The sequence below is a fragment of the Mariniflexile maritimum genome (assembly GCF_009746565.1).
Classification (GTDB): domain Bacteria; phylum Bacteroidota; class Bacteroidia; order Flavobacteriales; family Flavobacteriaceae; genus Mariniflexile; species Mariniflexile maritimum.
This window is the reverse complement of sequence record NZ_WRPN01000001.1, coordinates 313,528-340,412: the sequence shown is the minus strand read 5'-3', so window position 1 is coordinate 340,412 and position 26,885 is coordinate 313,528. Positions and strand designations below refer to the sequence as shown.

Here is a 26,885-nt window from a genome sequence, read left to right as displayed (position 1 = left end):
TAAAACAAATGGACTTTTCTTATGAAATTACATTATTTCGGCTTGATTTTTATCTTAACGCTTTTTAATTGTAAAAAAGACGCAAACACCGGTGAGGAAAATTTTGCTTACCTAGGGGGCGAAATCATCAATCCTTATACCAATTTTGTGGTATTATTAAAAGCCGACAAACTGATTGACACCATCAAGCTTGATAATAAAAATAGGTTTATTTATAAATTAAACAATTTAGCGCCAGGGCTTTACTCCTTTTACAACGGTGGCGAAATGCAAGTGGTTTTGCTGGAACCTCGCGACAGCATCATTTTTAGACTAAACACTTTGGAATTTGACGAATCACTGGTTTTTACCGGTAATGGCGACAAAAAAAACAATTACCTAATTACCGAATTTTTGGAAAACGAAATTCAGGAAAACAAAATTTTCAAACTCTGCCAATTAAAACCCGATACCTACGAAAAACGGATTGACTCTATTAAAGATTTCAAATTAAAAAAATTCAATGAGCATAAAGTTAAATATGGTGCCTCTGAACTATTTGAAAAATTAGCATTGGCAAACATTGATTTTAGCTATTATTCCAGCAAGGAAGTGTATCCTTTTGTGCACCATGGCGGTAATAAAAGCGACATTATTAAATCGCTACCAAGCAATTTTTATGATTATAGAAAAGAAATAAATTACAACGACACGTTTTTAAAAGACATACATTACTATAATTCGTTTTTAAGATACAGCGTTAACAACCTGTCCCTGAAAAACCATTTGCACCATCATGCAAACGAATCTTTTAACTGGAATTCCTTATGCTATAATTTAGACCGCTTGCGTTTAATTGACAGTTTGGTAAAAAACAAGACCATTAAAAACGATTTGCTATACCATTTTACCACCAAATACCTGTTTAAAAGTTCCGATCATGAAGGCAATACCAAAATTTTAAATTCGTTTTTGCAGAAAAGCAGCAACGAAAACGATAAAACTGCCATTAAACGCTATGAAGCTTCATTAAACAATTTAAAAGCAGGTGCCTTATTGCCTGATATTAAACTGGTTGATTATAACAACAACGAATTCAGCATCAACACCTTAATCAATACCCCTACGGTTATCTGTTTTTGGTCGCATGCCTATTATGACCATTTTAAGGAAAGCCATTATAAACTAAACGAATTGAAGGCAAAATATCCAGAAGTTACTTTTATTGTTGTAAACGTGGATGAATCCAACACGGAAAACCCAAAACAATCGTTAAGGAAAAACCGTTTTGCCACCACAAATGAATATCAGTTTAAAACCCCAAAGGAAGCCATGGAAACACTTGCACTTCAACCCATTACAAAAACCATTATTGTTGATAAAAACAAAAAGATAGTTTACAACAATAGTAATATTTTTTCACGTGTTTTTGAAGAGCAGCTTCTGGGAGCCATCAACCGAAAATAATTATAATTTGTAATGCTTCATAAGCATCTTTTCATAAACGGTATCGGGTAAAACACGTTTCAGCACAATTGAAAATTTCTGCATAAACGCACCCACTTTATAATGCGGTTTTGGGTTTTTTGTGTTTATAACCTTTAAAACGGCCCGTGCCATTAAATTGGGGTCGCTGCCACTATCTACGTGGGCGTTCATTAATTCCAAAGTATTGCCGTAAGGTTTTTTATAAGGTGAATTTTCCAGAAGCGGCGCATGGTACCTGCCTGCCGCAATATTGGTGGCAAAATCACCCGGGGCTATGTTGGTCATTTTTATATTAAAGTCCTTTAATTCCATCCTGAACGCTTCGGTTAAAAGTTCCAAAGCGCCTTTGCTGGCACTATAAATACCGCGATACGGCAAGCCCATATAACCGGCAATAGATGTAATATTGATAATCAACCCCGATTGTTGCTTTCGCATTTGTGGCAACAATGCTTTGATAACGTTTATGGGGCCAAAAAAATTCGTATCGAAGTTCGCCTTAATCTCGCTTTCAGGAATTTCCTCAATGGCACCCGTTATGCCCGCACCTGCATTGTTTATTAGCACATCCAGTTTGCCTTCTTTTTTGATAATAGTAGTTATGGTTTGCTGGATGGTTTCCATTTTTTTTACGTCCAATTGCAAAATTGAAAACTTACTTTCTGTATAACGTTCAGGGTTTCTGCTGGTGCCATACACTATAAAACCTTTTTCGGTAAGAAACTCACCAATAGATTTTCCAATACCCGAAGAACCACCGGTAATTAAAACGACTTTATTCATTTGTAATTAAAAATTAATAATGTAAAATTAACAATGAAATCCTTTTTAACGAGTATAAAACTTAAAAGATTTGGAAATTGCTATTGGATTTGTGGTGTTGAAGATAGGGATTCACGTAGGAATAAAAAAAGGCAAGCTACCTACATCACACCGCTACGACCATTTACCTTTGCTGCGTTCCCGCCCTGGAGGATTCAACAGGAGCTGGTTGTGTAGGACTTGCCCGTGCAAATATACAATCTTTTAAAATTTTCACAATCATTTTTTAAACTGATTTTAAATAAATACCTTGCCTTAAATTTCAGTTTTCAAATGAACACATTCAAACACCTATTAATCATCCTGTTAAGCGGCGCCATGGTAGCTTGCGGATCGAATACAGGAAACAATAAAACAGATTTTAGTATCAATACCAACACAAATAAAGGCGATATTAGCAATAACGAAACCTTAATGCTTTCCTTAGAAAACAAAAAAAGCCTTCCCATAGATTCTGTGAGCTACAGCTTAGAAGGAAAAAAAATAGCTGAAAAAACCGATTTAAAAGATTTTAAACTTGGCAAACATACTATTGAAGCGAGCATTTACGTGGCAGGTGAAAAACAAGTGGCATCAACCGTTGTTACCATTTTAAACAGTGAGAGCCCAAAGGTTTTTACCTTTAAAATTATCAACGAATACCCGCACGACATCACATCCTACACGCAAGGTCTTGAATTTTTTGACGGAAAACTGTATGAAAGTACCGGGCAGTATAAAGAATCGAAGTTGCGATTGGTCGATTATAAAACGGGTGAAGTTCTTAAAAACATCAACTTACCAGACTCATATTTTGGCGAAGGCATTACCATTTTGAACAACAAAATATACCAACTTACATGGCAAGAAAACACAGGATTTATTTACGACCTCAACACCTTTGAAAAACTGAGCAGTTTTAAATACGGAACCAGTAAGGAAGGTTGGGGCATTTGCCACCACGAAAACACGATTTACAAAAGCGATGGCACCGAAACTATTTGGCTTTTAAATGCAGAAACTTTGGTGGAAGAAGACCACATTCAAGTATATACCAACAAAGGAAAAATTGTAGGTATTAATGAAATGGAATGGATTAATGGCCACATTTATGCCAATAGGTACCAAAAAGATGGTGTTGCCATCATCGACCCTAAAAACGGTGCCGTTATTGGCGTTATCGATTTTTCACCCTTAAAAAAACTGGTTACCCAACATGCTGGTTTGGATGTTTTAAACGGCATTGCCTACAACCCAGAAACCAAAACTATTTTTGTTACGGGCAAGCGTTGGGACAAACTTTTTGAGGTTCAAATTGTTGAGGAATAATACCTTATTCTTGTTTTGATTGGTGCCTAAAAAACGCATACGAAAACGGGATAAACATCAACCCTACCACAACAAAAATATAAAAAGCGTTCCGTAAACCGAATGCATGCGCTAAATAACCAATAAGCGGCGGGCCTACAAGCATACCAACAATAGCGTATGTGGAAACAATTGAAATTGCCATGCCCGGAGAATATTTTTTGGATGTTCCTGCCAACGCCAAGGTAGTGGGGAATATGGCCGCAGTACCAAAGCCCACAAAACAAAACCCCAATAAAGCCGACCAAAAATAAGGGAACAGTACAGCTATCAACACACCCGAAGCAATAAGCAAGGAACTTAAAACATAGGTTTTTTGAAGTCCAAACCTTTGTACCAACCTATCGGAAAGGAATCGCGAAAGCGCCATGGTGGTCATAAACGTTAAGTAACCATAAGTAAAGACTTCTTCTTTAACCACTTCCTTAAAAAACACCCCGCTCCAATCGAACATGCCACCTTCACAAACAGCTCCAAAAAATATAATCAAGCCCAAATACAATATAAAGGGGTCGGGTTTGCCTATTATCAATTTATTTCCGGAGGGCGATTTATCATTTTTAATCGTAAACGGATACGTTACTAAAGCGGCAACAAGCGTTATGACTGCAATAATAAGCAAATGAACCTGCATGGAAACAGCCATTTTTACCATGATGGTTGAAAAAGCAACACCTACCAATCCGCCTGTGCTCCACAAACCGTGAAAAGAGCCAATAACCCGTTTTTCGTAACGTTTTTGCAAGGTTATGGATTGCGTGTTAATGGCTATATTCAAAATACGCATGCAAAACGAAAACAAACAAATGGAAAGCACTAAAAAGAAAGGTGTTGTAGCAAAACCAATAAACGCCAACGCAAAACAAAAAAACACAAACGACACAACCAATGGGACGCGACTATCAAATTTTGAGACTAACCAACCCGAAATGGGCAATCCAACAAGCGAACTTATGGGCATGGCCAAAAGGATGGTGCCCAACTGCGCATCATTCAAATCAAAAAATGCTTTGATAGTAGGTATGCGCGATGCCCACGATGCAAAACAAATTCCCGAAAGAAAAAAATAGACACTTAAGGCAAATCGCTGCTTATTTTTTGACTCCATTTAATACACTAATTGCTTATTAAAAAACTAATAAAAATGGTTAGTTCCATTCCCGAAAAACGGTTTGTTAGTTTTTCAGAATGCAAAAATAGTGTATCATTTGCTTTCAATCCTATAAAAATGTGTTTAATCGTGAACAGGGCTTTGCGTACAAGGGCAGTTGCTTATTCCCTGTAAAAATTCCAATCCAATCGTAACAACGTGCGTGCCAGAATTAAAGCGCGATAAATCGTTCATAGTTACTTGGTATGCATAACCAAAGTAAAAAATATTCTTTTTAAAACCCACCATCGGCCCCACATTTAAGGGTTTAAAAAATTGGTCGTTAAGATACCTGTACGATATACCTGCCCAATAATAATCTTCATCTCTATTGAATTTCCTAAATTTAAAATTCACGTCGGTACTAGACCGTTTGTCGCTACTAAACATTTGGTAAAAAACAGATGGTTCAAATTCCAATCCACTTTTTTTAGGCCCTCGAAACGTATAACCCGAATATATTTGATAATTCAAAAGTAAGCGTGGTTCTATAACGGTGATGGCATCATCAATATTTTTCTTCAAAATGTTGTTGGCGTTAAAGCTTGCAAAAAAACCTTTGTTTCTGTATAACACACCAACGTCGAAATTATTATTTGAGTTCCGTCTATCATCGGTTAAAGGCGGCAGGCCAACGGGTTTTTTGATATTATCATTATTGATGCTTTCAACATCAATTCTGAAACTATTCAAGTTATATGAAATACCAAACGACAAATATTGTTTTGAATAATAATCTAAAATAAGATGGTGTGCAAACGAAAATTTAGCACCCGTTTGAAGCGTATAGCCATTTTTATCGTTGTAAAAGGACACGCCTACCCCTGTTCTATCGGCAATCCTAACATCGGCATAAACCGATTGGTTGTCGGGAGCATCTTTAATACCCACCCATTGGGTAAGCGCATTGCCTCTAATTTTTAAATTATCGCCAATACCCGCATAGGTGGGCGATACCACAAAATTGTTATCGGCCAAATATTGCGTGAATACAGGCAAGTTTAACTCTTGACCAAAGCTGTGTGCGATGGTCAAGAGCAGTAGATATATGATTAACTTTTTCATATTATTTTTTGTTTAGTGACAAAACCACTAATTAGCATTATCTATAAAGTGTAAAATGACCCACAAACTCACGTTTATCCTTTTTATCATTCAATCGCACCACATACCAATAATCGCCCGTTGGAAGCGCGACACCATTGTATGTTCCATCCCAATAACCGCCTATTTTCAAAGTTGCAATCATTCTACCATATCTATCAAAAATATCGAAAGTCATATCTTTATATTGCGTCACACATCCTGGTTCCCAAACTTCTTGCTTGCCATCATCATTAGGTGTAAAATAATTGGGAATACAAACATCGATATACTCAAAATACTTCGAGGCCGTGGCATAACAACCATAACTATCGGTTACCGTAACCGTATAATTGCCCGATTCATAGATAATAAAAGTATTACTACTTCCGTTGGAAACACCGTTTAAAGAATACTCATAAGTACCGGAACCGCCTGTTGTAACGGCTACAATTTCATTAATGCCCCCATCTTGAAGCGCAATAGCCAACGGCGTATAAGGTGCAATATCAAAAGGAAGCGTTGGTTTTTCGCAACCATTGGTATGCCGTACCGTAATGGTATGGTTTAAGCCTGCGGGCACATCGTTAAATATGTTGCTGGATTGATAGGTACCACCATCTAAAGAATAATCTAAATCTGCCAAATTAGTAATACTGGAGCCTACGGTTACCGTAACCGTGTTTGAAGTAAGGTTATTTGAACAGCCAAACTCCACAGCGACTTCTGGTTCAATCAACACCGATTTTGGAAAGGTAATGTTCCATTCGCTTTCACAATCAAGGGCATCTTTTATAAATATAATATGATCGCCACCCGACAAATTGGTAAAATCAAACGGCGTGTTTGCCAATATACCTGTTGTATAGGGTCCATTGACATCATCCAACGCAACACTGTAAGGTGCTGTTCCACCAGAAATTGATATGCTGAATTCACCATCCTTATCACCTTCACAAACTTCTGGAATTATCGACCCCGGCACAATAGTTAGTACCACAGGCAGCGGTTCATCAATCACAAAATCGAACAATTCAAAACAACCCAATTCGTCTTGCGCTATGGCCTGATAGGTTCCGGGTGAAAGATTTTCAAAGGTTGAAGTGTTGAAAAACTGATCCAATCGGGGTGAAATGGCATATTTTATAATGCCGGTTCCACCCGTAGCCGTAATTTCCAACTTACCATTGTTAGTACCCGGACAGGTAATGTTGGTAGGCGTAAAAATTGCCGTTAACGCTGTTAAAGGTTGTAAAATAGGAACTTGTGCGCTCGTTGTTAAACAATCGCCACTATCTACTTTTACCTGATATGTTCCTACGGCAAGTGCGGTAAACACTCCCGGACTGTTTTGAATTGCTCCCGGAATATCGGTACCTGAGGCATCCTGCAAGGTATAAACATAGCTTCCCAAGCCACCTTGTGCGGTTGCCACAATAACACCCGTAGCATCGCCAGCACAATTTATTTTTGCATTGGTTACATCTAAATTTACAACCAACGCTGGTAATGGGTCTATGGTAATTTCGTTGGAAACATTGGCTGTACATCCATTCGCATCCCTAATATAATATTGATATGTTCCAGACACCCCTTGTGGAATAGTAATGGTTACCGAAGCAGCAAACGTGCCCAATGAAGGCATAAACGTTGCATTGGTACTATATTCATATATGCCTGTGCCGCCTGTTGCGCTTAAAGTAAGTTGCGATCCAGTTGTACAGGTTTGCGAAGTAGCTTTAACCAAACTTGCCTGTACTTTTGTGGGTTCTGCAATGGCTATTACGGCTGAAATAAATTCACAATTATAACCATCATTCACAACTACTTGGTATGTTCCCGCACCCAAGCCACTAAATACTGGAGATGCTTGTGGGCCCGATGATGTTACGGTTGGTGCAAGCATTTGAAGTGTATAGGAATAGTTACTTCCTTGTCCACCCGATACCAAACTAGCCGTTATGCTAGCATTTGTATCGCCAAAACAGGATAATAACGTAGTATTGGCGTTTACCGTAGCTGTAATTGGCGGAGGAATAGTAAGTGTTACAGGACTAAATGCTGTACAATTTAGAGCATCTTTAACATTTACGATGTAATTACCCGCTGATAAATTTCTAAAAGTACCATTTGAGGAAAACGCCACGGTTGCAGCTCCCGTTAATTCATATTCATAAGTACCCCATCCACCCGTGGCAACAGCGGTAATGGTGCCTTTGCCATCATCACAGGTAACGCTTGATGTTTCCAAAGCCGTTAAGGTTAGTGGCGCAATGGGCGATGCAATTGTAATAATATTAGAGGTGTTTGAACAAAACGGACTGGCAGTTTCGGTTACCAAAACAGTATAATTTCCTGCAAACAAACCTGTGATGGTTTGCGGATTTGATGCCGTTGTATTTCCTGTGCCCGTAGCTACCGGTGTACCCAAATGATCGAATATCTGATAAGTATAAGGTCCCACATAACCCGAAACGTTCAATTGGAACGTTCCATTATTAGCGCCAAAACAAGTAACTGCCGTTGGTGCAGCCGTGGTGATTATTGGTTTTGTTGCTGAAGGCAATACAATGGAAACGGTTTCGGTACAGGTGGTAATGGCATCGGTGATTGTAACCGTATAAGTACCAGATGGAACACCAGAAATAACATTTCCACTGATACTGATAGAAGGTGCGCTTGAATTAATCGTATAGATATAAGAACCCGAACCACCAGAACCAGCAAGCGTGATAATGCCATCATCATCATTACAAGTTGGCATGGTGCTTACTGTTGGTATCAAACCAAGTGGAGCCTCAATAGTAACAACTACCACGTTTCCGCAGCCATTCGCGTCCTTAACTTCAATGGTATGGGTTCCCGATGAAAGATTGGATATGGTGAACGGTGCCACTCTAGTTTGGAACGCACCCCCATTAATACTATAACTGTGTGGCGACATACCGGGTGTTGCTAAAGCTACATCGATAGAAAAGTTGCCTTCGGTTACGGTACATTGGTTACTGGTTGATGCAGTAATTGTTGGAATGGAGTCTGAAGGTATTACTAAAACAGGGGTTGATTTTATACAACCATAAGCATCTTTTACATGCACATAATAACTACCAGCATCCTGATTGAATACATTTGCCGAAGCCCAAGCTGGATCTGATGCCAATGGTGCAACTGCGGAAGTTGTTAACTGATAGGTATAAGGTGCTGTTCCATCTTTAGCTATGGAGGTGATAACGCCTGAATTAGGATTACAATTGGCGTTTTTGGTAACAGAGGCCGTAATGCTTAAATCGACTACAGATTCCCTAATTTCAAAAATAGTTGATGCCGATTTACAGCCATTAAATGAACCCGTTCCGTTTTCAGTAAACGCCACGTAATATTGACCTGGGGCCAATGTTCCCGGAGCTGGCGTAGTTACGGTTGAAGGTGTTCCAAAAACAACAGGTATATTAGTTATAGAACCTACTAAAACGTTCGTAAATGCGGTATAGATACCATAATCAACTGAGGTCGTAGTACTGTCAAAATTAGCAATCGTAAACGTTACACTGCCGTTATTTGAACCTTGGCAAATCACGTTATTTGGCACAACCGTTGAAGTTAATGTAGAAGCCGGAGCAATGGCAGCATCGGCTGCTTTCACATAATAACAGTCGGTTACAAGGTCATGTACAACAAAGGTATAAACAACGCCGGGAGTTAAATTAGTAAAGGTTTTTGTATCGCCACCGGGAGTATCTGGTGTTAAAAAGGTTGTTGTATATGGCGATGTATTAAACTCTAAAATACCAAACTCATAACTACCGCTACCAACTGCCGAAATCGCTTGCACTGTTGCCGTACCGCCACTGGTACAATCGGGAACTACGGTAACGACATCAATCAATAAATCGGATGGTGGTGAAGCCATGGTTATCTGTTTTGAAAAACTACACCCATTAGAATCGACCACATTTACAGTATAAATACCATAATTGATGATGTTAAACGTATGATTTTCATTTGAAACCGCAGAATACGGATTGCCCGGTATCACATCGCCAAAATTATTAGTGATGAAATAGGTAAAAGGTGCTGTTCCTCCCGAAACATTTTCAATTGTAATTGAACCCAAACTAGACCCACCGGGGTTATTACAAGTAATATCCACTTTGGTTAAATCAAAATCAATCGCTATTGGTTCAGCAATGGTTATAGTTGCTGGTGCCGCATTGGTACACGCTTTTGCATCGGTTATGGTAACCACATAATTACCTGCTGGCAAACTGCTTGTTTGTGTTCCATAATTGGTGCCTGTGGTGGTATTGGTGACATTAATGGCAAACGGAGGCGTGCCAACCGCATTATTAATAGTAACCTGTATGGCACCATTATTATACCCGTTACAGGATATAAATTGGGTTTGCGACACACTTATTTCGGGCAAGGAAATGGCATTGACGGTTTGAACACTGGTTTCTGCCGTACAACCATTGGCATCGGTAATTCGGAATTGGTAAGTTCCTGCCGAAGCTGCCGTATAAGTAAATGGCGTACCCGTTGTACCTAATGAAGTATAAGCAGCACCATTAATGGATACCGCATAAGAAAACGGTGCAGCTCCTCCTGAAATAGTTCCAGATATTAAAGCATCTAGGGAAGCTGTACAATCCAAATCTTTCGTTAAAACGGTGTTTACCGTAATGGGAATTAATGGGGCAATGGTGAAGGATTCGCTGTAAATACAATCGTTGGCATCCTTCACTTGAAATGTGTAAGTATTAGGTGCCAAACCTGAAAACACATTTGAATTTTGGTAGGCAGTAACCGCAGGGGCGGGTGCAATAATTTGATATTGTAATGTGCCTACACCGCCCGTTGCCGTTAAGGTTACATTGGAAGTAATGCTGGGGCAGGTTACTGGCGTATTAGTAAAAGATAAATCGGTAATGGGATTTAAAGGGTCAATGGTGATGGATGCTGCTGAAACAAAGCAATTACTAGCATCTTTAATGGTTACCGTGTAAGTGCCGTTTACCAATCCTGTAAATGTTGATCCTGCTTGGAAATTAACGCTGTCAATACTATAAGTATATGGAGCCGTTCCACCGGTAACACCCGAAACCGTAATCACTCCATTGGTTACACAGGTATAAGGTGTTGTTAACGTAGCTACCCCAGTAATGGCAGGAGCTTCCGTTATGGTGATAGGTTGTGGTGATGATAGACACACATCGGTTCCGTAAGTATATTGAACCACCACATTGTAATTTCCGGGGGTTAACCCAGTAAAAACAGGGGAATTAACAAATGTAACACCATTATCTATACTATACAGTAAACTATTGCCGTTGGCGTTGGTAACATTGATGCTTATCGTACCATCATTGGCGTTTGTACATAAAATATTGGATTGGCTTACATTAAAATTAGGTGCTGGTATGGCCGCTACTGTAATAGAGGTTTCCGCAGAACAATTATTGGAATCGACCACCGTAATATTATAGATACCTGCCGTAGCAACTGTAATTACTGGTGTTGCCTGAAAATCGGTCGTGCTATTTACAAAATAATAATAGGGAGGCGTTCCGCCAACAGGGTAAACGGTAATTTCGCCATCGGTACATGTTAATGGTTTTGTAATGGCCGAAGTAGCGGTTAATAAAGGTGGATTTATTATATCAAAGGTTACAGTTTCCGTACATCCATCTTCCGTTGAAATGGTAGCCGAATATGTTCCGGGGTTTAAGTTTGCAAAGGTATAATCGCTTTCCATAATGGGGCCCACGCTGTTAATCAAGGTTGCTCCTTGCGAAATGGAGAAGAAATATTGCGGACGCACATCATTGGCCGCCAATTTTACACTTCCTTTTTCATCGTGGCATAACGGTTGGGTTATACTGGTTGAAACCGTAAAATCGCGTTGTCTTATTTGTACATCGGGCACTGAAAAGATACATGGATTGGGCGTTACACCAATTTGTTTTACATAAATACTGTAAATTCCAGGAGTCGTGATTGAAAATACATTACTAGGTTGATAGTTTACACCATCGATGCTAAACTCATAACCACTAGGTACGCCACCAACGGTAATTTGACCCGGCGTGGTACAATATATATCTCTTGTAGTAGCTGTTGGAATTAACAGATTTTCATACACATTGAAATAATACTGGCTAAAACAGCCACCGGTATAATTTAAGGTAAGCCGGTACTGTCCCGCAGTATCAGCATTATAGTTTGGGCCCGTTGCCACTTGATTCCAAGTACATGCGGCGTCCTCATTGGCACAATCTTCAACTGCAACGGCCGAACAACTGGCTTCGTTTAGTTTTTCCCATATAATGGAAGACGTATCGGTAATATTGGTTTGAATGAAACGCGCATCGTTGGCACCACACAAAAAGATGTTGGGTAATTTTTTGCCATCATTTGGACACGTAACTACTTCATCTGCAAAAGGAATGACCGGATTTGTGGAATTGACACCATAAGTAATTACATTAAACACTTGATTGGTAGATTGACAGGGCGCTGTGGCCGTGTTACGAACATAATAGGTGCCAATACTTGTTACCGTAATGGATTGCGTGGTACCTATTACCGGCGTTCCTGTTGGACTTGTTGACCATGAATACGAATCATATCCATTTCCGGCGGTTAAAACCGTACTTGCCCCACACAATATCACATCTTCATTGAAACTACAATTAATATCTGCCAAAAAATTGGTAGCCCCGGGGGTTAATAAACACCCGGTATTGGTACTAAAACTTGGGTCGTCTGAAATGGTAAACGTAGGGTTTATCGTGCCTTTATAAGTTGCATAGGCTTGATTGGTTATGATATTGGAACAGGCATCACTTAATAAACTGCACGTTTTTACTACCGTTACTTTAAAACGGATTTCCAACAAAGGGTCGTTTTCTTCAACCACCGATCTGTTTACCCTAAAAACAATCTCTCGTGTTGCTGGATTGTAACTTTGCACGGTAACACCCGAGGGTAGCGATACAATATCCGCAGGGTAATTAAAAACAATGTTTGTTGGGAGGATGTCCCTAATCGTTAAATCGGTGGCATCATCATTTCCTGTATTTTGAAACCCTATAACGTAATTAAGTTCATCGCCTAAATTCACTAACGTGCCACCAATATTGTTGCCTGCGGTATCTTCAACAATTTTGGTAAGTATGATTTTGGGCGCAATTATTTCAATAGCAAAGGCACTAAAGTAGAAATAATAAATATCGGTATTAGTACCTAACTTGATGGTAGCCGACGTATCGCCGTTATGAATTAAACTGTTGCCCGCATTGGGAATATTTATAATACCGGCATCAAACCCCAAGGTGTTTGCACTTGAAGGATTTCTGTCGGTAAAAAGCACAGGGGCATTGGTAAGGGGGTCGATGATTGAAACCGTACTGTTAAAAAAGTTATTATTCGGACGGATGGTTGTTCCTGTTGAAGTTGTAGCACTTATTTTTGTACCGTTAATTTCCAGATAATCCTGGGTCCAGCTTCTATCGCCTTCCAAAGCACTAAATGCATATTTGGCCCGCACGGGCCCAACGGGTATGGTTTTAAAACCACTGATATTAAAACTCTGCTGATTGTTGGGTGCCACATTATCAATTTTTGTAAACCCATCAAACGAAGTAATGTATTTACTTGGTAAAAGTGGGTCTTCATAAATAACGAAAAGCGACCATCCTGCCGATAAGCCTTCGGTATTTCTACCCGTAGTCATCATGGAAGATGTATTTGAAGAGATATTAGCAACGGTATAGGTGCCTTCTGGATTGCTTAAAGCCGTTAAAATACTTGTTACATCTTTATAATAAGCAAAGGTATTGGAGTTTCTATTGTCTGTAGAATTTTGATAATAAATTTCCGTTCCTGTAATGTCGATGTAATTGCTACTTCCCGGAGTTTTAAACTTTATGTTTGCCATGGGGGTATTGCCTTTCACTACGGCACTCCAATACAAGCCAGCATACACAATTTTGTAACAGTTAACATTGTTGGGCACATCCAAATCGGCACTACTGGAATTAAAGGTATTGCTATCGCTATCTATATCAACATACACCATCCGGTCTCGGTTGGTGCTGCTCTCGTTGTTATTGGTGCCAGAATAGGGGTTTGTAGGATGCACCCCTAAATTGCTATTACCTATTAAAAGCATATCGCCTTTAATAGCTTCATCGTATCTGGGAACAAATGGCACAAGGTTTTGGGCAAAAGAAAGAAAACCCAATAAGAGCGATAAAATAAGAAATCCAGTTTTTAAATAAGTAGGTTTTTTCATAGTGGTGTTATTTAGCCATTCCTTTTCCTGATTTGGGATGAAGAAAAAGAATGATGTACTTAATTCTGTTTCATAGTTTAGTTTTCAATTTTTACTAACGACATTTTTTTGTTGTACGGAGTTTTCTCTTTGGTTTCCATGGCATTTATGGCGGTTTCTATATCGTCAAATTTTTCGTAATAGATGTAGTATTTGCTTGTGGTAACATCATAAAAGAAATTAATATTTTTTTGTCCGGCAGCAACTGCTTTGGTTAAAAAGGCATCGCGTTTTTCAACATCGCTGTGCACCGCAATAACCATATAATAACCACTAGCAACATTTTTAACCTCTTTTACAATTTGGATGTTGCTGCTTTGTTCTTCGCCAAAATCAAAATCGGCCTCCGTAAGTGGCACATTGCTTTCAGGAGTGGTTTGTTTGATAACGTTTAATGCAGCCCTGTCTTTGTGGTAGCGATCTTCCTCATTATCGTACGCTGCACGTTTTATACGGCGCTTACGCTCAATCTCGGTGGCTATTTTAATTTGTTCCAATTCTGAAACCAGACTCTCTTTAGAACGTTTGGCCTTGGCTTGTGCCGCTTTTAGTATTTCAATTTCGTTCAGATAAATGGTTGCAATTGAATCTTGTGCACTTGGAACCGTTTTTAATCGCTCTTTGTAGCGGTTTTCTAATGTAGCTATTTTTAAACCCTGAGCTTCTATAACATCATCAATTTGAACTTTTAAGGATTCCAAAGCAGCATTTTCCGCCGATACACTTTTAAATGGTTTTGGCGTGGTTTGGATACCTTGCTCACTTAAATCGTTTTCCTGTTTTAAATCTTTTAAATCTTGCTCTTTGCTGGCTACGGTTTCGTTCAATTTTGTTAGTAACGCTTCAACCGATTTGGTTGTCTCGTCCATGGGTAACGGTGTTTCAACTGCTACCTCGGCTTCTTTTGCTTCCGTTTCAATAGCTGCTTTTTGTTGTGCTTCTTGTTCAGATTTTAATTTTGAAGCGGCTTCTGCTTTTACGCGTGCTTCTTCTGCCAACCTGATTCTGTTTTCTTCGGCTGCTTTGGCTTGGGCTTCCTGCTCTGCTTTTAGTCTGGCTTCTTCTTTGGCTTTGGCCTCCTGTGCCAATTTAAGTTTGGTTTCCGCTTCCAATTTCGCCTGTGCCTCTTGTTCAGATTTTAATCTTGAAGCGGCTTCTGCTTTTACGCGTGCTTCTTCTGCCAACCTGAGTCTGTTTTCTTCGGCTGCTTTGGCTTGGGCTTCCTGTTCTGTTTTTAGTCTGGCTTCTTCTTTGGCTTTGGCCTCCTGTGCCAATTTAAGTTTGGTTTCCGCTTCCAACTTCGCCTTTGCTTCTTGTTCAGATTTTAATTTTGAAGCGGCTTCTGCTTTTACGCGTGCTTCTTCTGCCAACCTGATTCTGTTTTCTTCGGCTGCTTTGGCTTGGGCTTCCCGCTCTGTTTTTAGTCTGGCTTCTTCTTTGGCTTGGGCTTCCTGTGCCAATTTAAGTTTGGTTTCCGCTTCCAACTTCGCCTGTGCCTCTTGTTCTGATTTTAACCTTGAAGCGGCCTCTGCTTTAACGCGTGCTTCTTCAATGGATTGTTTTCTGGCATCTTCTTTGGCTTTTTGCAAAGCAGCAGCTTCTGCCCTTGCCTGTGCTTTTTCAGCAGCAATAGCTTTTCTATCAACGTTCACGCCCGATGCAACGCCCCGTTTTACAATTTTTGGCTTTCTTGAGGATGTAAACAAGGCTTCTTCTTCATCGTCATCACTATAATTGTAGCGTTCCCGCTTATTGAATTTATAGGCCAAAGTAACTTCGTGTGAACTGCCAAAAGTTGCCATATCCCCTACTTCTTTTTCATAATTATACTCCAAAGCAATTTGACTGGTAAGGTTTATGCCAATACCTGCTGAAAGTCCGTATAAGGTATTATAACCCGTTTGTGCCCATAGGCCTTTCGGAATAGTAAGCATCGCAATTCCTGAAATGACGGTTTCGTTTTTTTTGAATTCTGAACGTACCAATCCTGAAAATTTACTTCTATCGAAAAACCCGCGACTTTCAACATATCCGGTGTACATCACATGGGCTTGCACACTTTGCTTGGGGTTTTCTTCAATAAGCTTTGAGGTTTTAAAATTATACTGCACCAAATTGTTTAACGACACGCCAAAATCGAGAAACGTAGTACCATAATTGATGCCCGGGTTTATGGTAACAAGCATGTTGGAAGGTACATTTTGCAAGGAAGGATCTGGAAAATTTATAACCACATCGCCTTGGTTAATACCACTTTTGTAAACCCCTAAATTCAAACCAAAAGTGAGGTTGCTATCTCTATCAAGCACCACATTGTAGGCATAATTGAGCACACCGCCAAAGGTAGTTAACACGCCGTAATTTTGCTGAAACAGGCCAATACCTGCACCCGTATTTTCACCAAACCTACCCGCATAACTGAACAAATAGATTTGCGGTGCGTTATCAAATTGCACCCATTCCCGCTTATTTGTAAAACTTAGGTATTTATTTTGTTCGCGCACAAAACTAAAGGTTGGGTTGATGGCGTATCGATTGAATTTTACCGAATTTCTTACGGGTAGGCTAAAAGCAACAACGCCATCCTCTTGAGAATGGAGCATCTGCACAAAACAGAAACCTATAACTATATAGCACAGTTGCTTTATCATATTATTTTACGACCGTTATGGAGCCTTTTCTTGTTTTATTGTTCGGGGTTGTAATAGTGTAATAATAAACAGGATTGACCTCCTTAAAATCCAATTGGTTTTCGGGCCAATTGTTTTGGTAATTTGTTGTTTGAAGCACTATTTTACCCTGCGAAGTCATAATAACCACGTTTGTATTGGTGCCACTAACATAAGCTTTTGGGATAACCCACGTATCATTGATGCCATCGCCATTCGGACTTATTAAATTGGGTATTTTTTCCACATCGGGAAACGGTTCGCTTACAGCAAACCTAAACTCGTTTGAGGCATTACAGCCATCGGTTTGTGAAATAACCACTTTATAATTTCCGCTTTGGGTAACTTGATGGCTACTGGCAGACGCTCCAGAAATAAGAGTTTCATTAAAATACCATTCAAACTTCGGGTTTGTGGCATCGGTTGTAACGGTAGCAATCAAGGTTTCCCCTTCATTTAAAACATTAAACTCGGGCACATCAATACTGCTTGAAAAACCACTGTTCTCTAAATTGATTGAAGCATTTGCAACACAACTGCCCAAGTTAATGGTAACCGCATAATTGCCCGCTTCATTGGTTACATACATTTGGTTGGTGGCTCCAGTTATGGCCTTCCCTTCCTTAAACCATTGGTAACTTGTTCCTTTTATGGCACTTAAGGTTGTAGCACCCTCGCCGGCACAATATGGATTGCCCAAACTGGAACTGATTGAGGACGTTACACCCGAAGTAGCCTCAGTAACGGTTACGCGATTTGAGTACGATTCTGAAGTACACGAACCGTAATTGGTTTTTACAAAATAGGTTCCGGGAACAGTAACCGATAAACTAGCTCCCGAGGCAACAAAAATAGATGTTGTAGGACTGGATTCTTTATACCAATTATAGGTTAGGGCTGGGTATTTTAAAGGCGAATCGTTGCTGCCATAACCCGGATTATCAATGGTTAACAAATAACTTCCACCTGCACAATAGGCGCCAGTAGCGATTAAATTATTGATGGTAAATGGTGTGTCCTGAATTTTATAATAAGCAGGAAATGCATTGGATGGAACGCTGGTGCCCGCTTGATCGGTGCTTTTTATTCTAATTTTATAAGCTTCACCAGTGGTATTAGTTGGCAACGAAAAACTTAAGGTTGCTGGCGAAACCGTTACCGCGTTTGTTGCCGAAGTAAAAACAGTGGTAGGTGAAGCAAAACTTCCGGTGGCATCGGAAAGCTCTATGATAAATTGGTTGTTTGCCGTTATTGCCGAAACGGGCGAAAACGTAAACGTAGCATCATAAGTATTAAAAGTAGCACTTGCGCAGGCTTGACTAAAACCCAGGGTTGGCTTCCCGATAACTATTTGACCATTTACAGATAGCGTAAAATAGAAAAAAAATACAACAGCAATATTAATAAAAGTAAAATTCTTCATGCGCGATATTATTTTCTTTTTAAATAAAACTTCTAGAAACTATCACCATTCCAAGGACTATGCCCGAAAAAAGAATTCCTTAAATTTGAGAGAACATAAATAGGAAAGCGTTAAGACCTAGTGTTTTATTAATGTATCAATTGATGGTTCATTATTTTAGTTGTCTATTCCCAAATCTTCCGATGCCAAATGATCTTTAGAAGCGATTATCTTATTAATCCTCAATCTAAAATCGGGTTTTTTCTCATTTGCAAAATCAATAAAAGTCTCTACATTGTTGCTTTTAGAATACACATTGAAAAAGGAAGTATTGCCGTACCAGTTTTCCAAATCTTCATTATTCGAGTTGTTCTCTACAAATATATTGCCGTTGCAATTGTTGAAATACATATTGGCAAACTTGATTTTTTCCAAACTTTCTTGGTTAATGTTTATGGTTTCTTCCAGCAAAACCGCAGGGTTAAAACCTGATACCACACTTTTGTTCATGTCTAACGACGCTGAATTACCAACATAAATGGCTTCTTTAACCAACCCTTTGTCAATGTCTGCTTTTAAGTTATCGGTTTCATTCAAAAAGGTTAGGTTTTTTGCAGTAACGAACGTTCCTTTTTTCGAGAAATCAACTTCCTCTTTCTTGTCGTACGAAGCTACCTGCAAGCATCTTGCACGACTACTGCTGGACACATAAGGCGAACGCACCGCCAACGAATTTACCAATTCGCTGTGGGCACCATAATTGAATTTAAAATCATTGCTACTGGACCTGTACGATACGACCTTAACCAAATCAACATCGCCGCCCCAAACCTCGAAGGAGTTTCCTGCGGAATAGCTTACCATAACGTTTTCAAGGTGTGTTTCGCTTCCAATACCGGCCAATAACAAGCCATTAAAGTAGGTTGAGTTGTTGATGCGCCTTCCAGCAAATTCTATGCGTACAAACCGCAATATTCCTGAGTTACTGGCAAGGTTAGTACCGCCATAATTGGTGTTGGCATAGGCAGAAGTGGGCAAATCGGAATAATACGATGCCACCGAGCCATTTCCAAATTTATTGGTAGGCGCATCGCCCAATAAAATGATACCTCCCCAATCGCCCGATCTTTTAACACCGCGGTTTGAAGTAAAAACAATTGGGTCTGTTTCTAAACCTTCGGCCATTATTTTGGCACCTTTTGATATTGTAAGCGAAGCTTTGGATGCATAGTCGCATAGTATAACCGTTCCGGGCTCAATGCTAAGAATGGCATTATTGGTAACAAACACGTTGCCTACCAACAAGTAAGTATCACGTTTTGTTAATTTGGTGTCTTTATCGATGGTACCCGTTAAAATTTGGGTGGGCTCGTCGTACTCTTTTTGGTTGGGTTTAAATTCTGCCCAGTTATATAACCAATTTTTGGCACCTATAATTCCTTTTTCTTGTTGTGCAAAACTATTTCCTATAACCAAAAGAAATATTAAAACCAGTTGCGTAAAGTTTTTCATAGTGACTGTTTTTTTGTTATAAAAATCGAATAAGATTTTTCAACTAATTAATTCTCAAAAATAAAAAATAATGCTATGAAATACCAATTATTTCGCCAAAATGCACAAAATTTCTCGATTTCACTAAAAATAACATCGATGAAATGCAGTTTTAAAGGATTAAAAACACAGGTTCGTTCATTTTTAATAATCTATTGGGTTTTGGTGTCCTAATTTTCATAAAAATAAAAACCTTTTTTCCATCATTAAAATTTTTAAAATAGGGACAAAAAAAAATCAAGCCAGTAATTTAGCTTGATTTTTAAATGACTATTTGGGGAAAACAATTAGTAGTTTAACTATTAAAATACAACTTAATGGTAAGCACTGTATTCATGTAATGATTTCATTATTTCTTCATAAAATAAAATAGCAGAAATGAGCTTGCTAGTATCAGAATAGGGTAATATTCTAGATTGAAATTCGTTGGTAGCTTTTAAATAATCGTTGGTAGCCTCAAATTGGCTATCCAATATTTTTCTGTTATCGTTATCATTGGGAATACCTAAAGTGGACATTGTTATGCCGGGTTTGGTAGCAAACGCAATATAGGGCAGTGTTTTTATTAAAACTTCCATGCGCTCCATATAAAGCACCAACAGTTCGCCTTTTTGCATGCGCTCCAATTCCTCTTTATTATGGTATTTCTTTATGGCTACTTTTTCGCTAATAATACTTTTAGGTTCGTTCTTTTTTTGGGCATAACCATAGCCTGTTATAAATATAAAAATAACACTTAACAGAATAATATTTGTTTTCATTTCAAAGATTTTGGGGTTTAATATAACAAATCTATGTAATTAAACGTTAAAAACAAGCGTTTTATCGAATTTTTTATGTTTTTTTTTATTTTAAACAGAATAATAGACTGAACGAACCTAAAACATACGGTTCTGGTATTGAAAGATGTTTTAAAAAAAATGGAACGATTAACTAAAATTTTTCCAATAACCGTTTTTGGTTGGTTTCTTTTATGATGCCCTTAATTAACTTATATAGCTGTTTTTTTATGGATTGGTAGGCCTCAAAAAAGTCGTTTAACAAAACGATTAGTTCTCGGTGTGCATTTTTATAATTGTACTCTTCCTCAAGTTGGTCTTTTTTATCGACCATAATTTCCAGATCGCGTTCATGTGCCTTCACTGTTTCAATTAGGGTGAGGGTTTCTTTCTGGATCATGGCCAATTTTGTGACCAATTTTTTGCTCTTATCAAAATGCTTAGAATCTATAAGTTGCAGGGTGTAAGATTTTATCAGATCATCGAAAAACACCTGTTCGTCTTTAACAAACAATAATTCCGATAGCCAGTTACGCGACGTATTATGCATGCTTTCGGCACTAAGCCATGCTACATAATTTGCTTCAGTTTGTGCTGTTTTCATGATTTAAAGTTTTAAAAATTATTATTTCATCTTACTTAAAAAAACAGATATAAAATTATCATTTTCAATATTTTATTAAACCATTACGGTTATTGTTTCATTAAGTTTAGGAACCTTTACATGCCATTGGCAGGTTTTTTCTATTTTCACGCGAAAAGCATCTAAAACGGTTGGCTCGCCATGAACCAGAAACACCTGTTCTGGTATATTTTTAATGCTGTCTATCCAGTTTAGCAAATCTGCTTGGTCGGCATGTGCCGACAAACTTTCCAAACTTTTTATAGTGGCCTTCACAGGATAATACTTGCCGAAAAAACGGATTTCGTACGCACCATCCTGCAACAATCTGCCACGAGTACCTTCAGCTTGATACCCTACCAATAACACGGTGGTAAGCGGATTGTCTATAAATTGCTGCAAATAGGTTAACACCCTACCGCCCGTTACCATACCACTACCGGCAATAATGATTTTTGGGCGCTTATCATCAATGGTTTTCCAGGTGTCTTGGTACGATTGAATGATGGTAACATGGTTGCACATGGCGTCGTACTCTTGCACCGAGAGTTTATGCCATTTGGGAAAACTTCTAAAAACATCGAGCACATTGTTGCCCATGGGGCTATCAATAATTATGGGAATATTGGGGATTTTGTTCCTTTGAAATAGCTGCCATAAAATGTACATAATGGTTTGTAAACGCTCAACTGCAAAACTGGGAATGATGAGATTGCCTTGTTTGTGGATGGTATCGATAATTAAATGCGAAAGAATGGCTTCAACATCTTCATCCGGATGCAACGTATTGCCATAGGTGCTCTCAAGGAATAGAAAATCGGCCCATTCGGGTTTTTTAGGATTGTCCAATAAATAATCGTTGCGCCTGCCAACATCGCCGGAAAACACAAAACGCTTACCGTTAATGTCCAGTTCAATAAAGGTTGCCCCTATAATGTGCCCATTAAATTGAAATCTGTACGATATGTGTTCTGAAAGCATTACCCATTTATCGGGCACGCCCACTTCAAAATGCCGTATGGTTTTTTCGGCATCCTTAACCGTATAAAAAGGGAGTGCGGGTTTGTGCTTGGTATAATGTTCCTTATTTGCTTTTAAGGCCTCTTCTTCATGAATTTTGGCACTATCCAAAAGAATAATTTCGGCAATGGCAAGCGTGGGCGCTGTGCCAATAATATTACCTGAAAACCCTTGTTTTAAAAGACGTGGAAGGTAGCCTACATGATCCAGATGCCCGTGGGTTAACAGCACCACATCGATGGTTTCGGTATTTACGGGAAGATTTTGCCAATTCAGTTCACGAAGCGCTTTCAACCCTTGGAACATTCCGCAATCTATCAAAATATTTTTTTCGGAAGTTTCAATAAGGAATTTTGAGCCCGTAACCGTTTGCGAAGCGCCTAAAAACGTGATGTTTACCCGGTTGTCCATCTTCATTCTATATTTTATAAACTACATTCTTTTTTAATTATTCATTCTTAATTATTAATGGTTGCACAGCTCCTTTATTTCTTTCATTATTTTATCCTTACGTGTTTGTGAAATCCCTAAATGGTCCAAATAAAACACATCGCCCACCAGTTCTCTACACAGCACCACGTCCCTACTCAGTAAAAACTGTTTTTCCCTGTTGGTTAACAAGGTAGAAACGGTAATTGGGTACAGCCCCAACCTATCTATTCTATCCCTTAGGCCATCGTTTTTAGGATAGTCCCAACTTAATAAATACAAGCCGCAGCAGTTGCCATAGCTAATGGCATCGGTGGTAAAACGCGTATTGGTTACCACCCACCCTTTGGTTAGCTTGGTGTTGTTTTTATGGTTTGCGTTCCAATGGGTTTTCACATCCATATAACGGGAGTTAATATATAATGGGATTTTAACATTACAGTTTTGACCCTGCTGGCTATGGAACTTACATTCTATAATGGTGGTTTCGCCATTTTTTTGGGCAACAACGTCAATTTCATGGCTTACACAGGCGCCTTGCAGAATTTGTCCAACTTCTACCTTAAAACCCGAATACTTTAAAATGGCAGCAATAAAACGCTCGAAGGGATACCCTGTAGGCCCAAGTTCATAAATGGCTTTTTTAAGTTTGTATTTGGATGCCAAATAGCTTTTTTGCTTTTTTAACAGCGCAAAAGCCCTGTTGTACAATTCGTTGGTAGTAATGCCTTGGTATAATTCGTCCTTTACAATCTTTAAAATGGCGTCAACCATGGCGGGTTCTGCGCCCGTTCGCATTAAAGAACGCCGAAGTTTTTCAAATGAAAATATTACTTTTTCACCTGAAGATTTAACGATGCGTATGGGTTGGTCTTTCATAATAGACTGGATGTTTTTCAAGGTTTAAACAGGCACGACCAAAAACGGTATTTTTGGGTTAAACCCAATGTTTGCAATTACTGGTTCATTCACGATATTTTGGATAAAACTGTGCTTATAATTTAACATCACCAACATATCGATGTTCAGTTCCTCTATAAAAAAATGGATTTCCTTGGTAAGTTTTATATAATCGGGCATCCAATGAAAACTAAAGTGCAAAGCACTAAGACAGCCTTTTAATATTTCAAGATTTTCTTCTTGTACGGGGCTTAGTGCCTTTTCTTTGTTGATATGGACAATTCTAAGTTTGGAATGGTATAATGTGGCCAGGTCTAAAATAGGCTGTAATTGTACGTGGTTGTACATCCTATTAAAATCGGTTGGAAATGCTATTTGCTGTGGCACCACAAAATCGTATTCATCGGGCACCACCAAAATGGGCCTAAGCCGCATGTTCTTGATAACACCTACCGTATTGCTTCCAAAAAAAAGTTTTTTGGCACCCGTAGCGCCTTTGGTTCCTAAAATAACCACATCAATATTGTGCTTTACCACCGCAATTTCTATGGCATCTATAAGATCTTCCGAACTAATAATGCTCATAAATTTATGGTGTTTGCTTATGTTGGAACTTTCTGCCAATGCTTTTAAAGCGTCCATTTCCTTAGTGGCGGCTTCCCTGATAACATCGGACAATTTGCTGGAACTAATGGCCGAATTTTTAAGCCGAATTTTTGTGGCATGCAAAAAATAAAACCGGCATGCCTGCTTTTGATACAATTTTAGGGCATACACCACGGTATTCCATGCGTTGTCTGAAAAATCGGTTGGCAATAAAACATTTAAACTCTTGGTTTCCATAGGGTTATTTTATTTGTGAAGGAATGACTAAAAACGGGATTTTTAAATGAAATCCGATGTGGCTGATGGTGGACTTAAAAAACAGGTTTTCAAAAAATGAATGTTTATTATTGATCATCACCAACAAATTAATATGAGCCTTTGATTGAAATTTTGCTATGGCATCTTCAACGGTTTGGTTGCTAACACTATGGAAAATATGGGTGAACGGTTTAAAATAAGTTTCTAATTTTTCTTTATTATGCTGTTGGCTTTCAGATAGTTCATATCCAAAAGACGCGTTCATTACATGGATGCGCGATTGGTACATGGCGGCTATATCAAGCAATGGCTGTACGTGTTCCTTTTTAAAATCGATGGCATAATCCGATGGAAATAAAATTTCTTTAGGGGTTTCAAACTGATAATCATTGGGAATTGCCAATAAAGGGCGTTTGGTATTTTTTATGGTGTGCACGGTGTTGGAGCCAAATAAAATTTCGGTCGCACCGGTAGCTCCTTTAGTGCCCATGACAATACAATCTATTTTTTTTGAAGTAGAAATTTCTTCAATGGCAGCCGTAAGGGTGTTAAACGAAGAAATTTTACTAACGGTGTGTTTTGGGTTTTTAAATTCCTTTTCAATACGCTGAATTATTTTTTCCAAACCGTTATTTGAGGCTTCTTCCATGGCTTCAACCATTCCAAACTGTCCGGAATAGACTTCTACATATTCTACTTGGTAAATAATGGGCGTATAGGTATTCAACAAGTAAAAATGGCATGTTTCATCTTTAAACAAATTCACGGCATATTTTATGGCGTTCCATGAATTGTTGGAAAAATCGGTAGGCAAAAGTATTTTTTTCATGACCTAAGTTTTAAATTGTTACGTTATAAATTATCGCGATTGATGTTCTGCAAAACCAAAAATGGAATGTTTAACGAACTACCCATTTTGTCGATGGTAGATTGCAACAACATGTTCTCTAAAAATGTATGTTGGCTATTTACCATAACCAGCATATCGATACCGTTTTGGGTGATATAGTGGTGGATGGCCTCTGTAATGTTTTTGGATTTGATGGTTTTAATGTTTAAGGTGTTTTTGCAAAGAACGTCTTTAACAAAATCCTGATTATCTTGTTGCCGTATTGAAAGGGTATTGCTTTTTGAAATATAAACAATATCAATTTCAGCTCGATACGGACTTGCCATACCGCATAAAAGTTTTAATTCCCTGCGTTTATATGGAATTAAAAAATTGGTTGGAAACATGATATGTTTGGGCTGCGTATATTTATAATTTTCAGGAATGGCCAAAACCGGACACGACACATATTTTAAAACCTGCAAGGTATGGCTGCCAAAAACCAGTTGCCTGTTGTTGGTAAAACCACGTGTGCCCATAACAACGATGTCGATATTTTGTTCATCAACTACCGTGTTAACGCCATTAACCAGTACACTGTTTGATGAAATTACATAATATTTATGCCTTGGATTGGGTGAAATACTAGTTACATATTTTAAAAGTTCATCTAATTGCGATTGGCTTTGTTGGGCCATGGCACTTGTTACTTCGGCTAAATTTTCTTGGGTAACCGATGCATTTGCATAAATAGCATCTTGGTAGGCATTTAAGATGTAAAACTCGCTGAAATCATATTTAAAAAGCGCTAGTGCATATTCCAATGCGTTGGTAGCGTTTTCAGAAAAATCCGTTGGAACTACTATTTTTCTCATCATTACAGCCTTTATTATGAAACACTTAAATATAATCAATTTTAAACAAAGGAACTATGATATATGTCAGGATTAACATTTAATTTATAAAAAAACACTAGGTTTTAAATGGCTTCAAAAACCGTATATTTGTGGGCGCATACCCAACCGGAAATTTTACAAACCTTGCTGTTATAAACCGAAATATGACAAACCTACCAAAGCATAAAAAACTGATACTTTTTGATGGTGTTTGCAACCTTTGCAACGCCTCTGTTCAATATGTTATTAAACACGATAAAAAAAACGTATTTCTTTTTGCTGCGCTACAAGGTGAAACAGGACAGGAACTTATTAAAAAGCATGATATAGATACCACAAAAACAGATTCCATACTTTTATATACGCCCGAAAAAGGCATGGTATCAAAATCGACGGCAGCTTTAAAAATTGCTAGTGCTTTAGGGTTCCCCCAAAATATTGCAAGCATCTTTCTTATCGTTCCGGTAGGTATTCGTGATTGGGTTTACGATTATATAGCGAAAAACAGATACAAGTGGTACGGCAAAAAAGAATCGTGCTGGATACCTACTCCCGAATTGAAAAGTAAATTTTTGGATTAAACCCAAATATTGCCTGCGTTTTGGTATTTTCGTATGGGTTGAAAGTCGCTTAATCAAAATAGCTTTTCAATTTATTCAAAATATATAATTGATATTCAACTACTTAAACCTAATTCTATTTTTTTGGCACGTTGTTTGT

Annotated in this window: 17 protein-coding genes and 1 other RNA gene; 3 read left to right on the top strand and 15 right to left on the bottom strand. The window is 38.5% G+C overall.

Annotation, left to right across the window (positions count from 1 at the left end; translation table 11 throughout):
• The first annotated feature begins 21 nt into the window (after positions 1 to 21).
• A complete protein-coding gene (locus GQO80_RS01425) occupies positions 22 to 1,446 on the top strand; it encodes a TlpA family protein disulfide reductase (protein WP_157206411.1) in 1,425 nt (474 codons plus the stop codon).
• Here GQO80_RS01425 and GQO80_RS01420 read toward each other — a convergent pair whose 3' ends face one another.
• Both GQO80_RS01420 and ffs read right to left on the bottom strand, forming a co-directional pair.
• On the bottom strand, positions 1,447 to 2,250 hold the full coding sequence (locus GQO80_RS01420; RefSeq protein ID WP_157206410.1) for an SDR family oxidoreductase: 804 nt from the start codon (positions 2,248 to 2,250) through the stop codon (positions 1,447 to 1,449).
• Positions 2,251 to 2,376: 126 nt separating this feature from the next.
• Positions 2,377 to 2,475, bottom strand: an RNA gene (gene ffs / locus GQO80_RS01415) — signal recognition particle sRNA small type.
• Positions 2,476 to 2,562: 87 nt separating this feature from the next.
• Between ffs and GQO80_RS01410 the strand changes: the two genes are divergently transcribed.
• Positions 2,563 to 3,597: a glutaminyl-peptide cyclotransferase gene (locus tag GQO80_RS01410; protein ID WP_157206409.1), complete on the top strand. Its 1,035-nt coding sequence runs from the start codon at positions 2,563 to 2,565 to the stop codon at positions 3,595 to 3,597.
• A 4-nt stretch (positions 3,598 to 3,601) separates the two neighbouring features.
• Here GQO80_RS01410 and GQO80_RS01405 read toward each other — a convergent pair whose 3' ends face one another.
• The 13 genes from GQO80_RS01405 to GQO80_RS01345 all read right to left on the bottom strand — a co-directional run bounded on the left by GQO80_RS01405 (position 3,602) and on the right by GQO80_RS01345 (position 26,147).
• Positions 3,602 to 4,744: an MFS transporter gene (locus tag GQO80_RS01405; RefSeq protein ID WP_157206408.1), complete on the bottom strand. Its 1,143-nt coding sequence runs from the start codon at positions 4,742 to 4,744 to the stop codon at positions 3,602 to 3,604.
• Positions 4,745 to 4,870: 126 nt separating this feature from the next.
• Positions 4,871 to 5,851 (bottom strand): PorP/SprF family type IX secretion system membrane protein, encoded by a 981-nt coding sequence (locus GQO80_RS01400; protein ID WP_157206407.1) that lies wholly within the window; start codon positions 5,849 to 5,851, stop codon positions 4,871 to 4,873.
• Positions 5,852 to 5,888: 37 nt separating this feature from the next.
• Positions 5,889 to 14,165: a T9SS type B sorting domain-containing protein gene (locus tag GQO80_RS01395; protein WP_157206406.1), complete on the bottom strand. Its 8,277-nt coding sequence runs from the start codon at positions 14,163 to 14,165 to the stop codon at positions 5,889 to 5,891.
• A gap of 77 nt (positions 14,166 to 14,242) precedes the next feature.
• Entirely contained in the window at positions 14,243 to 16,855 is a 2,613-nt protein-coding gene (locus GQO80_RS01390; RefSeq protein ID WP_157206405.1) for a PorP/SprF family type IX secretion system membrane protein, read from the bottom strand.
• A 1-nt stretch (position 16,856) separates the two neighbouring features.
• Positions 16,857 to 18,296, bottom strand: coding sequence for a T9SS type B sorting domain-containing protein (locus tag GQO80_RS01385; RefSeq protein ID WP_157206404.1), 1,440 nt, complete (start codon positions 18,294 to 18,296; stop codon positions 16,857 to 16,859).
• Between the two features lie 156 nt (positions 18,297 to 18,452).
• The gene (locus GQO80_RS01380) at positions 18,453 to 19,787 is read right to left on the bottom strand and encodes a hypothetical protein (RefSeq protein ID WP_157206403.1); all 1,335 of its coding nucleotides are present in this window, start codon (positions 19,785 to 19,787) and stop codon (positions 18,453 to 18,455) included.
• Between the two features lie 353 nt (positions 19,788 to 20,140).
• Positions 20,141 to 20,587, bottom strand: coding sequence for a hypothetical protein (locus tag GQO80_RS01375; RefSeq protein ID WP_157206402.1), 447 nt, complete (start codon positions 20,585 to 20,587; stop codon positions 20,141 to 20,143).
• A 172-nt stretch (positions 20,588 to 20,759) separates the two neighbouring features.
• Positions 20,760 to 21,209, bottom strand: a complete 450-nt coding sequence (locus GQO80_RS01370) for a hypothetical protein (RefSeq protein WP_157206401.1) — start codon at positions 21,207 to 21,209, stop codon at positions 20,760 to 20,762.
• A 75-nt stretch (positions 21,210 to 21,284) separates the two neighbouring features.
• Positions 21,285 to 22,658: an MBL fold metallo-hydrolase RNA specificity domain-containing protein gene (locus tag GQO80_RS01365; protein ID WP_157206400.1), complete on the bottom strand. Its 1,374-nt coding sequence runs from the start codon at positions 22,656 to 22,658 to the stop codon at positions 21,285 to 21,287.
• Between the two features lie 54 nt (positions 22,659 to 22,712).
• Positions 22,713 to 23,555 (bottom strand): restriction endonuclease, encoded by an 843-nt coding sequence (locus GQO80_RS01360; RefSeq protein WP_157206807.1) that lies wholly within the window; start codon positions 23,553 to 23,555, stop codon positions 22,713 to 22,715.
• 24 nt (positions 23,556 to 23,579) lie between these two features.
• Positions 23,580 to 24,419, bottom strand: coding sequence for a universal stress protein (locus GQO80_RS01355; protein WP_157206399.1), 840 nt, complete (start codon positions 24,417 to 24,419; stop codon positions 23,580 to 23,582).
• A 4-nt stretch (positions 24,420 to 24,423) separates the two neighbouring features.
• Positions 24,424 to 25,269, bottom strand: a complete 846-nt coding sequence (locus tag GQO80_RS01350) for a universal stress protein (RefSeq protein ID WP_157206398.1) — start codon at positions 25,267 to 25,269, stop codon at positions 24,424 to 24,426.
• A 23-nt stretch (positions 25,270 to 25,292) separates the two neighbouring features.
• A complete protein-coding gene (locus tag GQO80_RS01345) occupies positions 25,293 to 26,147 on the bottom strand; it encodes a universal stress protein (protein WP_317163200.1) in 855 nt (284 codons plus the stop codon).
• A gap of 182 nt (positions 26,148 to 26,329) precedes the next feature.
• Here GQO80_RS01345 and GQO80_RS01340 point away from each other — a divergent pair, with 182 nt between their 5' ends.
• Entirely contained in the window at positions 26,330 to 26,746 is a 417-nt protein-coding gene (locus tag GQO80_RS01340; RefSeq protein WP_157206397.1) for a thiol-disulfide oxidoreductase DCC family protein, read from the top strand.
• Positions 26,747 to 26,885 lie beyond the last annotated feature (139 nt).

What these genes read in the sequence shown, in the direction of transcription:
- GQO80_RS01425 (WP_157206411.1), top strand. Translation starts at nt 22, where the DNA reads ATGAAATTACATTATTTCGGCTTGATTTTTATCTTAACGCTTTTTAAT.
- GQO80_RS01420 (WP_157206410.1), bottom strand. Translation starts at nt 2,250, where the DNA reads ATGAATAAAGTCGTTTTAATTACCGGTGGTTCTTCGGGTATTGGAAAA.
- GQO80_RS01410 (WP_157206409.1), top strand. Translation starts at nt 2,563, where the DNA reads ATGAACACATTCAAACACCTATTAATCATCCTGTTAAGCGGCGCCATG.
- GQO80_RS01405 (WP_157206408.1), bottom strand. Translation starts at nt 4,744, where the DNA reads ATGGAGTCAAAAAATAAGCAGCGATTTGCCTTAAGTGTCTATTTTTTT.
- GQO80_RS01400 (WP_157206407.1), bottom strand. Translation starts at nt 5,851, where the DNA reads ATGAAAAAGTTAATCATATATCTACTGCTCTTGACCATCGCACACAGC.
- GQO80_RS01395 (WP_157206406.1), bottom strand. Translation starts at nt 14,165, where the DNA reads ATGAAAAAACCTACTTATTTAAAAACTGGATTTCTTATTTTATCGCTC.
- GQO80_RS01390 (WP_157206405.1), bottom strand. Translation starts at nt 16,855, where the DNA reads ATGATAAAGCAACTGTGCTATATAGTTATAGGTTTCTGTTTTGTGCAG.
- GQO80_RS01385 (WP_157206404.1), bottom strand. Translation starts at nt 18,296, where the DNA reads ATGAAGAATTTTACTTTTATTAATATTGCTGTTGTATTTTTTTTCTAT.
- GQO80_RS01380 (WP_157206403.1), bottom strand. Translation starts at nt 19,787, where the DNA reads ATGAAAAACTTTACGCAACTGGTTTTAATATTTCTTTTGGTTATAGGA.
- GQO80_RS01375 (WP_157206402.1), bottom strand. Translation starts at nt 20,587, where the DNA reads ATGAAAACAAATATTATTCTGTTAAGTGTTATTTTTATATTTATAACA.
- GQO80_RS01370 (WP_157206401.1), bottom strand. Translation starts at nt 21,209, where the DNA reads ATGAAAACAGCACAAACTGAAGCAAATTATGTAGCATGGCTTAGTGCC.
- GQO80_RS01365 (WP_157206400.1), bottom strand. Translation starts at nt 22,658, where the DNA reads ATGGACAACCGGGTAAACATCACGTTTTTAGGCGCTTCGCAAACGGTT.
- GQO80_RS01360 (WP_157206807.1), bottom strand. Translation starts at nt 23,555, where the DNA reads ATGAAAGACCAACCCATACGCATCGTTAAATCTTCAGGTGAAAAAGTA.
- GQO80_RS01355 (WP_157206399.1), bottom strand. Translation starts at nt 24,419, where the DNA reads ATGGAAACCAAGAGTTTAAATGTTTTATTGCCAACCGATTTTTCAGAC.
- GQO80_RS01350 (WP_157206398.1), bottom strand. Translation starts at nt 25,269, where the DNA reads ATGAAAAAAATACTTTTGCCTACCGATTTTTCCAACAATTCATGGAAC.
- GQO80_RS01345 (WP_317163200.1), bottom strand. Translation starts at nt 26,147, where the DNA reads ATGATGAGAAAAATAGTAGTTCCAACGGATTTTTCTGAAAACGCTACC.
- GQO80_RS01340 (WP_157206397.1), top strand. Translation starts at nt 26,330, where the DNA reads ATGACAAACCTACCAAAGCATAAAAAACTGATACTTTTTGATGGTGTT.